At 68.3% G+C, this 13,160-nt stretch carries 11 protein-coding genes and 1 tRNA gene; 10 read left to right on the top strand and 2 right to left on the bottom strand.

The features are described from left to right. Positions 1 to 30: 30 nt before the first annotated feature. Entirely contained in the window at positions 31 to 1,086 is a 1,056-nt protein-coding gene (locus AZE13_RS14200) for a UDP-N-acetylmuramate dehydrogenase (RefSeq protein ID WP_066930929.1), read from the top strand. A 40-nt stretch (positions 1,087 to 1,126) separates the two neighbouring features. Here the strand turns inward: AZE13_RS14200 and AZE13_RS14195 are convergent, their stop codons facing one another. Both AZE13_RS14195 and AZE13_RS14190 read right to left on the bottom strand, forming a co-directional pair. Continuing rightward, positions 1,127 to 2,170, bottom strand: a complete 1,044-nt coding sequence (locus AZE13_RS14195) for an adenosine deaminase (protein ID WP_066930927.1) — start codon at positions 2,168 to 2,170, stop codon at positions 1,127 to 1,129. 127 nt (positions 2,171 to 2,297) lie between these two features. Then, positions 2,298 to 3,533: a pyridoxal phosphate-dependent aminotransferase gene (locus AZE13_RS14190; RefSeq protein WP_066931396.1), complete on the bottom strand. Its 1,236-nt coding sequence runs from the start codon at positions 3,531 to 3,533 to the stop codon at positions 2,298 to 2,300. Between the two features lie 182 nt (positions 3,534 to 3,715). On the opposite strand from AZE13_RS14190, the gene AZE13_RS14185 reads away from it, so the two are divergent. The 9 genes from AZE13_RS14185 to rpoB all read left to right on the top strand — a co-directional run bounded on the left by AZE13_RS14185 (position 3,716) and on the right by rpoB (position 13,119). Next, a tRNA-Trp gene (locus tag AZE13_RS14185) sits at positions 3,716 to 3,788 on the top strand. Positions 3,789 to 3,890: 102 nt separating this feature from the next. Continuing rightward, positions 3,891 to 4,187 carry a preprotein translocase subunit SecE gene (secE, locus tag AZE13_RS14180; RefSeq protein ID WP_066930925.1) on the top strand — a complete coding sequence of 99 codons (297 nt, stop codon included), beginning with the start codon at positions 3,891 to 3,893 and terminating at the stop codon, positions 4,185 to 4,187. A gap of 73 nt (positions 4,188 to 4,260) precedes the next feature. Beyond that, positions 4,261 to 5,124 (top strand): transcription termination/antitermination protein NusG, encoded by an 864-nt coding sequence (gene nusG, locus AZE13_RS14175; protein WP_066930923.1) that lies wholly within the window; start codon positions 4,261 to 4,263, stop codon positions 5,122 to 5,124. Between the two features lie 220 nt (positions 5,125 to 5,344). After that, on the top strand, positions 5,345 to 5,779 hold the full coding sequence (rplK, locus tag AZE13_RS14170) for a 50S ribosomal protein L11 (RefSeq protein ID WP_016571043.1): 435 nt from the start codon (positions 5,345 to 5,347) through the stop codon (positions 5,777 to 5,779). A gap of 95 nt (positions 5,780 to 5,874) precedes the next feature. Next, the gene (gene rplA, locus AZE13_RS14165; RefSeq protein WP_066930921.1) at positions 5,875 to 6,591 is read left to right on the top strand and encodes a 50S ribosomal protein L1; all 717 of its coding nucleotides are present in this window, start codon (positions 5,875 to 5,877) and stop codon (positions 6,589 to 6,591) included. Positions 6,592 to 6,789: 198 nt separating this feature from the next. Further along, on the top strand, positions 6,790 to 7,698 hold the full coding sequence (locus tag AZE13_RS14160; protein WP_258527789.1) for a hypothetical protein: 909 nt from the start codon (positions 6,790 to 6,792) through the stop codon (positions 7,696 to 7,698). Between the two features lie 263 nt (positions 7,699 to 7,961). After that, complete coding sequence (rplJ, locus tag AZE13_RS14155) at positions 7,962 to 8,489, top strand: 50S ribosomal protein L10 (protein ID WP_066930917.1); 528 nt, start codon at positions 7,962 to 7,964, stop codon at positions 8,487 to 8,489. A 125-nt stretch (positions 8,490 to 8,614) separates the two neighbouring features. Then, the gene (gene rplL / locus AZE13_RS14150; protein ID WP_066930915.1) at positions 8,615 to 9,004 is read left to right on the top strand and encodes a 50S ribosomal protein L7/L12; all 390 of its coding nucleotides are present in this window, start codon (positions 8,615 to 8,617) and stop codon (positions 9,002 to 9,004) included. Between the two features lie 632 nt (positions 9,005 to 9,636). Further along, positions 9,637 to 13,119, top strand: a complete 3,483-nt coding sequence (rpoB, locus tag AZE13_RS14145) for a DNA-directed RNA polymerase subunit beta (protein WP_066930913.1) — start codon at positions 9,637 to 9,639, stop codon at positions 13,117 to 13,119. Positions 13,120 to 13,160: the final 41 nt, after the last annotated feature.

Here is a 13,160-nt window from a genome sequence, read left to right as displayed (position 1 = left end):
GTGTCACCGGGTGCCCGTACCCTTGGCCGGGTGCAGGAACTCCATGACGCCCCCCTCGCCCCGCTGACCACCTTCCGCCTCGGCGGCCCGGCGACCCGCCTCGTCACGGCCGCCACCGACGAGGAGGTGATCGCCACCGTCCGCGCGGCGGACGACGCCGGCACCCCGCTGCTGATCATCGGCGGCGGCAGCAACCTCGTCATCGGCGACAAGGGCTTCGACGGCACCGCTCTGCGCATCGCCACCACGGGCTTCCGGCTCGACGGCACGGCACTGGAACTCGCCGCCGGCGAGAACTGGTCCGACGCGGTCGCCCGTGCGGTCGAGGCCGGCCTGGCCGGTATCGAGTGCCTGGCCGGCATCCCCGGCTCGGCGGGCGCCACCCCGATCCAGAACGTGGGCGCGTACGGCCAGGACGTCTCCGCCACGGTCACCGAGGTCGTCGCCTACGACCGCCGCGCCGGCGAGACGGTCGTCATCCCCGGCGACGAGTGCGGTTTCGCCTACCGCCACAGCCGCTTCAAGGAGCACCCGGACCGGTTCGTGGTGCTCCGGGTGCGCTTCGCCCTGGAGGACGCCGGCGGCCTCTCCGCGCCCCTGAAGTACGCCGAGACCGCCCGCGCCCTCGGCGTCGAGGCCGGCGACCGCGTCCCGGTGGCCATCGCCCGGAAGACCGTCCTGGCCCTGCGCGCGGGCAAGGGCATGGTGCTGGACCCCGCGGACCACGACACCTGGTCGGCCGGCTCCTTCTTCACCAACCCGGTCCTCACCGAGGCCGAGCACGCCGCCTTCCTGGGGCGCGTCCAGGACCGCCTCGGCCCCGACACCGCCCCGCCCGCCTTCCCGGCCGGCGACGGTCTGGTGAAGACCTCCGCCGCCTGGCTCATCGACCGGGCCGGCTTCACCAAGGGCTACGGCACGGGCCCGGCCCGGATCTCCACCAAGCACACCCTCGCGCTCACCAACCGCGGCGAGGCCACCACGGAGGACCTGCTCGCGCTGGCCCGGGAGGTCCGGGACGGCGTGCGGGAGGCCTTCGGGGTCACGCTGGTGAACGAGCCGGTGACGGTCGGCGTCAGCCTGTAAGGCCCCTTGTCAGGTCACCGACTCACGTGAGTCGGTGAGGTCAGGAGGCCAGCCAGGCGTCGATGTCCGCCAGCAGCCGCCGCCGCTCGTCCTCCGGGGCGCGCGAGCCGCGGACCGACTGGCGGGCCAGCTCGGCCAGTTCCTCGTCGGTGAAGCCGTGCGCGGTCCGGGCGGCCTCGTACTGGGCGGCCAGCCGCGCCCCGAACAGCAGCGGGTCGTCCGCGCCCAGCGCCATCGGCACACCGGCGTCGAAGAGGGTCCGCAGCGGTACGTCCGCCTGCTTCTCGTAGACCCCCAGCGCCACATTCGACGTCGGGCACACCTCGCAGGTCACCCCGCGCGCGGCCAGCCGGCGCAGCAGCGCGGGGTCCTCCACGGCCCGCACGCCGTGCCCCACCCGCCCCGCGTGCAGATCGTCCAGGCAGTCCCGGACACTGGCCGGACCGGACAGCTCACCGCCGTGCGGGGCGGCCAGCAGCCCGCCCTCCCGGGCGATGGCGAAGGCCCGGTCGAAGTCGCGGGCGAAACCCCGCCGTTCGTCGTTGGAGAGCCCGAAGCCGACCACGCCCCGGTCGGCGTAGCGCACCGCGAGCCGGGCCAGCGTACGGGCGTCCAGCGGGTGCTTCGTACGGTTCGCCGCGACCAGGACGCGGATGCCCAGGCCGGTGTCGCGGGAGGCGCCGTGCACCGCGTCCAGGATGATCTCCAGCGCCGGGATCAGGCCGCCCAGCCGCGGCGCGTACGAGGTCGGGTCGACCTGGATCTCCAGCCAGCGCGACCCGTCGCGGACGTCCTCCTCGGCGGCCTCGCGCACCAGCCGCTGGATGTCCTCGGGCGCGCGCAGACACGACCGGGCGATGTCGTACAGCCGCTGGAAGCGGAACCAGCCGCGCTCGTCCGTGGCCCGCAGCTTGGGCGGCTTTCCGCTGCTCAGCGCCTCCGGCAGATGGACGCCGTACTTGTCGGCGAGGTCCAGCAGGGTCGCGGGCCGCATCGAGCCGGTGAAATGCAGGTGCAGATGGGCCTTCGGCAGCCGGCGCAGGTCTCGGACGCCGGCTCCGTCGCGGGCACGGTTGCTCTCCATTCGGAGATCTTGCCGCACGCGGGCCCCCGGCCGGTAGGGCCTTTCGCGAAGGGGTGTCCCGCAGAACGGCTGAGCGGGCAGCCGGAACACCTCCCGGCTGCCCGCTCGGCCCACTCGGCGCGTGGCGCTACTTCGCCTCCGCCAGCAGCTTCTGGATCCGGGACACGCCCTCGACCAGGTCCTCGTCGCCGAGCGCGTACGACAGCCGCAGGTAGCCGGGGGTGCCGAAGGCCTCGCCCGGGACGACGGCGACCTCCGCCTCCTCCAGGATCAGCTCGGCCAGCTCGACGCTCGTCGCCGGGCGCTTGCCGCGGATCTCCTTGCCCAGCAGCTCCTTCACCGACGGGTAGGCGTAGAACGCGCCCTCCGGCTCCGGGCAGAGGACTCCGTCGATCTCGTTGAGCATCCGCACGATCGTCCGGCGGCGCCGGTCGAAGGCGGTCTTCATCTCCTCGACGGCCGTCAGGTCACCGGAGACCGCCGCGATGGCCGCGGCCTGCGCGACGTTGGAGACGTTGGAGGTGGCGTGCGACTGGAGGTTCGTGGCGGCCTTGATGACGTCCTTGGGGCCGATCGCCCACCCCACCCGCCAGCCGGTCATCGCGTACGTCTTCGCCACGCCGTTGACGATGATGCACTTGTCGCGCAGCTCGGGCACGACCACCGGCAGCGACGAGAACGTGGCGTCGCCGTAGACCAGGTGCTCGTAGATCTCGTCGGTCAGCACCCACAGGCCGTGCTCGGCGGCCCAGCGGCCGACCGCCTCGACCTGGTCACGGGTGTAGACCGCGCCGGTCGGGTTGGACGGCGAGACGAAGAGCAGCACCTTGGTGTGCTCCGTACGGGCCGCCTCCAGCTGCTCGACGGTCACGCGGTAGCCGGTGGTCTCGTCGGCGACGACCTCGACGGGGACGCCGCCCGCGAGCCGGATCGACTCCGGGTAGGTGGTCCAGTAGGGCGCAGGGACGATGACCTCGTCACCCGGGTCCAGGATGGCGGCGAACGCCTCGTAGATGGCCTGCTTGCCGCCGTTCGTCACCAGGACGTTCGCCGCCTCGACCTCGTAGCCGGAGTCGCGCAGCGTCTTCGCGGCGATCGCGGACTTCAGCTCGGGGAGGCCGCCGGCCGGGGTGTAGCGGTGGTACTTCGGGTTGCGGCAGGCCTCGACGGCGGCCTCGACGATGTAGTCCGGCGTGGGGAAGTCGGGCTCACCGGCGCCGAACCCGATCACCGGGCGTCCGGCGGCCTTGAGGGCCTTCGCCTTGGCGTCGACGGCGAGGGTCGCGGACTCGGAGATCGAACCGACGCGGGCCGAGACCCGGCGGTCGCTGGCGGACGGTACGGATGGGTTTGCAGGGCTCATGAAGGCATCGTTGCAGACCCCCGACGGGCCCGGCACACGGGTTTGCGGGCGCCGCCCGGGAGGATCCTGTTCGACGCCCGGCCCGGAACCACGTACACTCGCTGACCGTTGGCTCCCAACGGGTCGCCGCGACGCACGCACTTAGTGCAGTCGGCCGCATGCGGTAGGTTGGGGAACCACAAAGGGTCGTAGCTCAATTGGTAGAGCACCGGTCTCCAAAACCGGCGGTTGGGGGTTCAAGTCCCTCCGGCCCTGCTACACGCACTCTTCACCGCAGTGCGTGCACGCGTACGTATGCACCGCCGTGCGGCTCCACCGGGCGCGGCACGGCCACGACCCGGATTCAGGTGAGGACGAGTGACGGACGCCCTGGGCTCCATCGACATGCCTGAGCGCGGTCGTTCCGAGGACGAGGCCGCCGAGTCCCAGAAAAAGCCCCGCCGTGGCGGCAAGCGCGGTAAGAAGGGCCCCTTCGCGCGTCTCGCACTCTTTTACCGCCAGATCGTCGCGGAGCTGCGTAAGGTCGTCTGGCCCACGCGTGGCCAGCTGTCGACGTACACCACTGTGGTGATCGTCTTCGTTGTCATCATGATTGGTCTCGTAACCGTGCTTGACTTGGGAATCAACCGAGTCGTCGGGTACGTCTTCGGCTGATCCCGCGGAGGGAGCCTGCGCGGGCATCCATTTCGCATGTTCAACCCCTTGAAGCCAGGAAGAAGCAGCCACCGTGTCTGACCCGAACCTGAACGACGCCGCCGACTCCGCCGAGACGGCAGCGGCCGACGTTGACGCGGCTGCCCCGGCCGAGGTCGAGGGCGAGGACACCGCGCGCGACATCGTCGAGGGCGCCGACACCGTCGACGAGCTCGACGCCGAGGACGCCGCGGCCGGCGAGCCCGCCGAAGAGGCCGCGGTGCACGTCGAGTCCGCCGAAGAGGCGGCCGAGGCAGCGGACGCCGAGGAGCAGGAGCCGGCCGACCCGGTGGCCGCCCTCCGCGACGAGCTGCGCGGCCTCCCCGGTGAGTGGTACGTCATCCACACCTACGCGGGCTACGAGAACCGCGTGAAGACCAACCTTGAGCAGCGCGCCGTCTCGCTGAACGTCGAGGACTACATCTTCCAGGCCGAGGTGCCGCAGGAAGAGGTCGCCCAGATCAAGAACGGCGAGCGCAAGACCATCCGCCAGAACAAGCTCCCGGGCTATGTGCTCGTGCGCATGGATCTGACGAACGAGTCCTGGGGCGTCGTCCGCAACACGCCGGGCGTCACCGGCTTCGTCGGCAACGCCTACGACCCGTACCCGCTGACGCTGGACGAGATCGTCAAGATGCTCGCCCCGGAGGCCGAGGAGAAGGCCGCCAAGGAGGCCGCCGCGGCCGAGGGCAAGCCGGCGCCGTCCCGCAAGGTCGAGGTCCAGGTGCTGGACTTCGAGGTGGGCGACTCCGTCACCGTCACCGACGGCCCGTTCGCGACGCTGCAGGCGACGATCAACGAGATCAACGCCGACTCGAAGAAGGTCAAGGGCCTGGTGGAGATCTTCGGCCGGGAGACGCCGGTGGAGCTCTCCTTCGACCAGATCCAGAAGAACTGATCCTGAAGGGGCCGGTCCGGGCGGGCCGGCCCCTTCAGGCGTACCGCTTCCGCGCAGGTCAGACGGAGCTTTCGCCGGGGGTACTCCCTGGCGGGGGACGGTCTGACCTGCGCGGTTTTTAGCCGCGCATCCATACCCGCTATCGTTGTGCGGTATGCCTTCAGCCGGGAGAGCAACCCGGCCGACGGTATAGACCCGAATCGAAAGGACCCGGAGAGCTATGCCTCCCAAGAAGAAGAAGGTCACGGGGCTCATCAAGCTCCAGATCCAGGCCGGCGCCGCGAACCCGGCCCCGCCGGTCGGCCCTGCGCTGGGTCAGCACGGCGTCAACATCATGGAGTTCTGCAAGGCCTACAACGCCGCGACCGAGTCGCAGCGTGGCATGGTCGTGCCGGTGGAGATCACGGTCTACGAGGACCGTTCCTTCACCTTCGTCACCAAGACCCCGCCGGCCGCGAAGCTCATCCTGAAGGCCGCGGGCGTGGAGAAGGGCTCCGGCGAGCCGCACAAGACCAAGGTCGCCAAGATCACCGAGGCGCAGGTCCGCGAGATCGCCACCACCAAGATGCCCGACCTGAACGCCAACGACCTGGACGCCGCGTCGAAGATCATCGCCGGCACCGCCCGTTCCATGGGCATCACGGTCGAGGGCTGATCCTCAGCCTCCGCTGACCTCGGCCCGTAAGGGCACCGTGGCAGGACCAGGCGCTGGTCCGTACCACGACTCCACCCCACTCATCAGGAGCAGAAGTGAAGCGCAGCAAGACTCTTCGCAACGCGGACGCGAAGATCGACCGGGAGCGCGTGTACGCCCCGCTCGAGGCCGTCCGTCTCGCCAAGGACACCTCGTCCGCCAAGTTCGACGCGACCGTCGAGGTCGCCATGCGCCTGGGTGTCGACCCGCGCAAGGCCGACCAGATGGTCCGTGGCACCGTGAACCTCCCGCACGGCACCGGTAAGACCGCCCGGGTCCTGGTCTTCGCGACCGGTGACCGTGCTGCGGCCGCGGAAGCCGCGGGCGCCGACATCGTCGGCTCCGACGAACTGATCGACGAGGTCTCCAAGGGCCGCCTGGACTTCGACGCCGTCGTCGCCACCCCGGACCTGATGGGCAAGGTCGGCCGCCTCGGCCGCGTGCTCGGTCCGCGTGGTCTGATGCCGAACCCGAAGACCGGCACCGTCACCCCGGATGTCGCCAAGGCTGTCACCGACATCAAGGGCGGCAAGATCGAGTTCCGCGTGGACAAGCACGCGAACCTCCACTTCATCATCGGCAAGGCCTCCTTCGACGAGACCAAGCTGGTGGAGAACTACGCCGCGGCGCTGGAGGAGATCAGCCGCCTCAAGCCGTCCGCTGCCAAGGGCCGGTACATCAAGAAGACCACCATCACCACCACGATGGGCCCCGGCATCCCGGTGGATGTCAACCGCACCCGCAACCTCCTCGTCGAGGACGAGGCCGTCTGATCCCCTGATCGACGCCTCGTAGCGCACACGCGAGCCTTCGGCCCCGTCCTCCTTCGCGGAGGGCGGGGCCGAAGGCGTTCGGCCGTCGCACCGCCGGGCCGTTGGCCCGTCATAGCCGTGCGTTACTGTGCGAAGAACAAAAATTCGTAAAGTACGTACATAGAGGGGTGGAAGGTGCAGCGCACGACCATACGCAGGGTGGGGATCTCCGTGGCCGCGGTCGCGCTGGTGGCCGGTGTCGCCGGCTGTCAGAACGGCGCGGAGAAGGACGGCGGCTCGGACAAGGCGGGTGCGCAGGCACAGTCGCGCACGCCCGCGCAGGCCGTCACCGCCGCGTACAAGAAGACCCGGGCCGCCAAGTCGGCGAAGTTCCGCATGGCGATGTCCATGCCCGGCCCGGCGGCGGCCGGCGGCGGGGACATGAAGGCCGAGGGCGTCACGGGCTGGAACCCGTCCGTCATGGATATGACCGTGGACATGTCCAAGGTCGCCGCCGCCTCCGGGGGGCCGCAGAAGATGCGCATGATCATGAAGGACGGCGCCATGTACATGGAGGCCGGCCAGATGCCCGGCCAGGACATGGAGGGCAAGCGGTGGCTCAAGCTCGACCTGAAGGCGGCCGCCGAGGCGTCGGGTGACGAGAAGGCCGTCCAGCAGATGACCCGCGGCCTGGACGACATGAACCAGGACCCGGCCCAGCAGCTCGCCCTGATGCTCGACTCGCCCAGCATCAAGCACGTCGGCGCCGAGAAGATCGACGGCAAGCAGAACCAGCACTACAAGGGCAAGCTGACCGTCGACGAGGCCCTCAAGAGCAACAAGCAGGCCGACGCGCTCAGCCCGGAGGAGCGGAAGAAGCTGCTGGAGCGTGTCAAGAAGGCGGGTGTCACGGGGTACGACATCGACGTGTGGGTCAACGAGGACGACTACCCCTCGAAGATGAACATCGCCATGGACGGCAAGCAGGGCCTGACGAAGATGCAGATGGACCTCTACGACTACGGGGCCAAGGCCGAGGTGAGCACCCCCGCCGAGGACGAGACCGTCGACCTGTTCAAGATGCTCAAGGAAGCCGCCGAGAAGCAGAAGGCCCTCGCCCAGGGCTGACTGACGTATCCGATTTGCCTGGCGCAGGCCGTTCCCGTACCGTGTCCGGGAAGCCAAAGACCGCTGGTTGTCTCCGCGCGTCCGACCCCCGGGCGTGTGGTGGCCGAAGGATCCGCTAGCTGCGGACGGCCTGCGCAGGTGACTGTGGAAGAACTCCCGGGCGTGAGCCTGGTCGAGTATCGCCCCGTGCGCCTGCGCCGGGGCGTTTGTTTTGCCCAGCCCCTTCTGTGCGGTCCTCATCACCCGGAAGGAGGCCGAGGCTCATGGCGACGTCCGAGAAGAACGCAGCCGTTGCAGAGATCACGGAGAAGCTCCGTGCGTCCAACGCGGCGGTTGTCACCTCTTACACCGGACTGACTGTGGCGCAGCTCAAGGATCTGCGCCGTTCTCTCGGCGAGAACGCTCAGTACCGTGTGGTGAAGAACACGCTGACCAAGATCGCGGCCAATGAGGCCGGGATTCAGCTGGACGAGCACCTCAAGGGCTCGACGGCTGTCGCCTTCGTGACCGGTGACCCGGTCGAGGCGGCGAAGGGTCTTCGTGACTTCGCCAAGGACAACCCCGCTCTCGTCATCAAGGGCGGTGTCCTTGAAGGCAAGGCGCTGTCCGCCGACGAGATCAAGAAGCTTGCGGACCTCGAGTCCCGCGAGGTTCTGCTCAGCAAGCTGGCCGGTGCCATGAAGGGCAAGCAGTCCCAGGCTGCCTCGCTCTTCCAGGCGCTGCCGTCGAAGTTCGCCCGTACCACGGAAGCGCTTCGCGTCAAGCTGGCCGAGCAGGGCGGTGCCGAGTAATTCGGCTCGCACACTGGCAGCCGTCGCCTAGGTGCGCCTGGGCGGGGACGCCACAGCGGGCCTGACGTACGCCCGCCTTACATGTACATCCGGCACCAGCCGATTTAGTGGAAGGATCGCCCATCATGGCGAAGCTCAGCCAGGAAGACCTGCTCGCGCAGTTCGAGGAGATGACCCTCATGGAGCTCTCCGAGTTCCTGAAGGCGTTCGAGGAGAAGTTCGACGTCACCGCCGCCGCTGCCGCGCCGGTCGTCGTCGCCGGTGGTGCCGCCGGTGGCGGTGCCGCCGAGGCCGCCGAGGAGAAGGACGAGTTCGACGTCATCCTCACCGGTGCCGGCGACAAGAAGATCCAGGTCATCAAGGTCGTGCGTGAGCTGACCTCGCTGGGCCTGAAGGAGGCCAAGGACCTCGTGGACGGCACCCCGAAGCCGGTCCTGGAGAAGGTCGCCAAGGACGCCGCGGACAAGGCCAAGGAGGCCCTCGAGGGCGCCGGCGCCTCCGTCGAGGTCAAGTGACCCCGCTGAGTCCCCGACTCACGTCCACAGCGCCTCAGGCGTAACGGACACCATGCCAAGGGCGATCACCCATACGGGTGGTCGCCCTTCGGCGTGCTCGCCACGGCTGCGTTGCCTCGGGCCGGAGTGCGAGTATGGTGATCTTCGTTGCCCGGACGTGGCCTCACGTGACGATCTCCCAGAGGTGGAGGCCTTGACGAACCGGACGCGGCGCGCAATTCTCGGGACGCGACGCGGAAGCGATCCCGGGTTCGAGGCATGGATCGCCGACGAAGAGGGAAGCATCGGGGTGCGCCACTGGCGCGGGGCTTTCGGCAGGCGCAGGCGTTGACGCAGGCATTGAGAAGAACAAACGAGGGGATCCTCCGCAGTGGAGGAGATGGCTTCCCGGAGGGAGAAGATCGGTATCACGGTGCTGAACCGGTCTCCGGAAACTCGCTCTGGACATCAGTGGGCCTTGTGGCTACACTGACCCTTTGCGCTGCCTGTTAGCTGCTCCCTGCCCGTCACCAGGGGCATACCCGAGCCCGAGCAAAGCTGATTGATCCGCCCTGACCTGGGCTTTCCCTCAGTCTGCTCGATTCGGGACCGGTACGCGCGTAGTGAGTCCGAGCCCTCGGAAGGACCCCCTCTTGGCCGCCTCGCGCAACGCCTCGACTGCCAATACGAACAACGGCGACAGCACCGCCCCGCTGCGCATCTCTTTTGCGAAGATCAAGGAGCCCCTCGGGGTTCCGAACCTCCTTGCGCTGCAGACCGAAAGCTTCGACTGGCTGCTCGGCAATGCCGCATGGAAGGGTCGCGTCGAGGCTGCGCTGGAGAGTGGGCAGGAAGTCCCCACCAAGTCCGGTCTGGAAGAGATCTTCGAAGAGATCTCCCCGATCGAGGACTTCTCCGGGTCGATGTCGCTGACGTTCCGCGACCACCGCTTCGAGCCTCCGAAGAACTCCATCGACGAGTGCAAGGAGCGCGACTTCACGTACGCCGCCCCGCTCTTCGTCACGGCGGAGTTCACCAACAACGAGACCGGCGAGATCAAGTCCCAGACGGTCTTCATGGGCGACTTCCCGCTCATGACCAACAAGGGCACGTTCGTCATCAACGGCACCGAGCGTGTCGTGGTGTCGCAGCTGGTCCGCTCGCCGGGTGTCTACTTCGACAGCTCCATCGACAAGACGTCCGACAAGGACATCTTCTCCGCCAAGATCATCCCGTCCCGGGGTGCCTGGCTGGAGATGGAGATCGACAAGCGCGACATGGTCGGTGTGCGTATCGACCGTAAGCGCAAGCAGTCCGTGACCGTGCTGCTCAAGGCTCTGGGTTGGACCAACGACCAGATCCTCGAGGAGTTCGGCGACTACGAGTCCATGCGCGCCACCCTGGAGAAGGACCACACCCAGGGCCAGGACGACGCGCTGCTCGACATCTACCGCAAGCTGCGTCCGGGCGAGCCGCCGACCCGTGAGGCCGCGCAGACGCTGCTGGAGAACCTCTACTTCAACCCCAAGCGCTACGACCTCGCCAAGGTCGGCCGCTACAAGGTCAACAAGAAGCTCGGCGGCGACGAGCCGCTCGACGCCGGCGTGCTGACCACCGAAGACATCATCGCCACGATCAAGTACCTGGTGCAGCTGCACGCCGGGGAGACCGAGACGACCGGTGGCAACGGCCAGATGATCGTCGTCGAGACCGACGACATCGACCACTTCGGCAACCGTCGTCTGCGCAACGTCGGCGAGCTCATCCAGAACCAGGTCCGTACGGGTCTCGCCCGTATGGAGCGCGTCGTGCGTGAGCGCATGACCACCCAGGACGTCGAGGCGATCACGCCGCAGACCCTGATCAACATCCGGCCGGTCGTCGCCTCCATCAAGGAGTTCTTCGGCACCAGCCAGCTGTCCCAGTTCATGGACCAGACCAACCCGCTGTCGGGTCTGACCCACAAGCGCCGTCTGTCGGCGCTGGGCCCGGGTGGTCTCTCCCGTGAGCGGGCCGGCCTGGACGTCCGTGACGTGCACCCGTCGCACTACGGCCGCATGTGCCCGATCGAGACCCCCGAAGGCCCGAACATCGGTCTGATCGGCTCGCTGGCCTCGTACGGCCGGGTCAACGTCTTCGGCTTCATCGAGACCCCGTACCGCAAGGTCGTCGACGGTCAGATCACCGAGGACGTGGACTACCTCACGGCCGATGAGGAGGACCGCTTCCTCATCGCCCAGGCGAACGCCAAGACGACCGACGACATGCGGTTCGCCGAGCAGCGTGTGCTGGTCCGCCGGCGTGGCGGCGAGGTCGACCTCGTCCCCGCCGACGAGGTGGACTACATGGACGTCTCGCCGCGCCAGATGGTGTCGGCGGCGACCGCCATGATCCCGTTCCTCGAGCACGACGACGCCAACCGCGCGCTCATGGGATCGAACATGATGCGCCAGGCCGTGCCGCTGATCAAGGCGGAGTCGCCGCTGGTCGGCACCGGCATGGAGTACCGCTGCGCGGTCGACGCCGGTGACGTCATCAAGGCCGAGAAGAACGGTGTGGTCCAGGAGGTCTCCGCGGACTACATCACCGTCGCCAACGACGACGGCACGTACACCACGTACCGCGTCGCCAAGTTCACCCGCTCCAACCAGGGCACCTCCTTCAACCAGAAGGTCGTCGTGGACGAGGGCGCGCGGGTCGTCGAGGGCCAGGTCCTCGCCGACGGTCCGTCCACGGACGAAGGCGAGATGGCGCTCGGCAAGAACCTGCTCGTGGCGTTCATGCCGTGGGAGGGCCACAACTACGAGGACGCGATCATCCTGTCGCAGCGCCTCGTCCAGGACGACGTCCTGTCCTCGATCCACATCGAGGAGCACGAGGTCGACGCCCGTGACACCAAGCTCGGCCCCGAGGAGATCACCCGGGACATCCCGAACGTCTCCGAGGAGGTCCTCTCCGACCTCGACGAGCGCGGCATCATCCGCATCGGTGCCGAGGTCGTGGCCGGTGACATCCTCGTCGGCAAGGTCACGCCCAAGGGTGAGACCGAGCTGACCCCCGAGGAGCGTCTGCTCCGCGCGATCTTCGGTGAGAAGGCACGCGAGGTGCGCGACACCTCGCTGAAGGTGCCGCACGGTGAGATCGGCAAGGTCATCGGCGTCCGCGTCTTCGACCGCGAGGAGGGCGACGAGCTGCCCCCGGGCGTGAACCAGCTGGTCCGCGTCTACGTCGCGCAGAAGCGCAAGATCACCGACGGTGACAAGCTCGCCGGCCGCCACGGCAACAAGGGCGTCATCTCGAAGATCCTGCCGGTCGAGGACATGCCGTTCCTGGAGGACGGCACCCCGGTCGACATCATCCTCAACCCGCTGGGTGTCCCGTCCCGAATGAACCCGGGACAGGTCCTGGAGATCCACCTCGGCTGGCTCGCCAGCCAGGGCTGGAAGGTCGAGGGCTCCGAGGACTGGCAGCAGCGGCTGCAGGCGATCGGCGCCGACGACGTCGCGCCGCGCACCAACGTCGCCACCCCGGTCTTCGACGGCGCGCGCGAGGACGAGCTGGCGGGTCTGTTCGACTCGACGCTCCCCAACCGCGACGGCGAGCGGATGGTCAAGAGCTCCGGCAAGGCCCAGCTCTTCGACGGCCGCTCGGGTGAGCCGTTCCCGGACCCGATCTCCGTCGGGTACATGTACATCCTCAAGCTGCACCACCTGGTCGACGACAAGCTGCACGCCCGCTCGACCGGTCCGTACTCGATGATCACCCAGCAGCCGCTGGGTGGTAAGGCTCAGTTCGGTGGTCAGCGCTTCGGTGAGATGGAGGTGTGGGCGCTGGAGGCTTACGGCGCCGCATACGCCCTCCAGGAGCTGCTGACGATCAAGTCCGACGACGTCACCGGCCGCGTGAAGGTCTACGAGGCCATCGTCAAGGGCGAGAACATCCCCGAGCCCGGCATCCCCGAGTCCTTCAAGGTGCTCATCAAGGAGATGCAGTCCCTGTGCCTCAACGTGGAGGTGCTGTCCTCGGACGGCATGTCCATCGAGATGCGCGACACCGACGAGGACGTCTTCCGCGCTGCGGAGGAGCTCGGCATCGACCTGTCCCGGCGCGAGCCGAGCAGCGTCGAAGAGGTCTGACGGGTCTGGCCGGGAGCTTCTGCCCCAGGAGCTCCCGGCCC

The sequence above is a fragment of the Streptomyces sp. NBRC 110611 genome, assembly GCF_001590865.1.
Lineage (GTDB): Bacteria > Actinomycetota > Actinomycetes > Streptomycetales > Streptomycetaceae > Streptomyces.
The sequence above is the reverse complement of the archived record's forward strand: the minus strand, read 5'-3'. Positions and strand labels throughout refer to the sequence as shown.

Coding starts and splice junctions, on each gene's coding strand:
- rplK (WP_016571043.1), top strand. CDS start 5,345: ATGCCTCCCAAGAAGAAGAAGGTCACGGGGCTCATCAAGCTCCAGATC.
- rplJ (WP_066930917.1), top strand. CDS start 7,962: ATGGCGACGTCCGAGAAGAACGCAGCCGTTGCAGAGATCACGGAGAAG.
- AZE13_RS14190 (WP_066931396.1), bottom strand. CDS start 3,533: ATGAGCCCTGCAAACCCATCCGTACCGTCCGCCAGCGACCGCCGGGTC.
- rplL (WP_066930915.1), top strand. CDS start 8,615: ATGGCGAAGCTCAGCCAGGAAGACCTGCTCGCGCAGTTCGAGGAGATG.
- AZE13_RS14195 (WP_066930927.1), bottom strand. CDS start 2,170: ATGGAGAGCAACCGTGCCCGCGACGGAGCCGGCGTCCGAGACCTGCGC.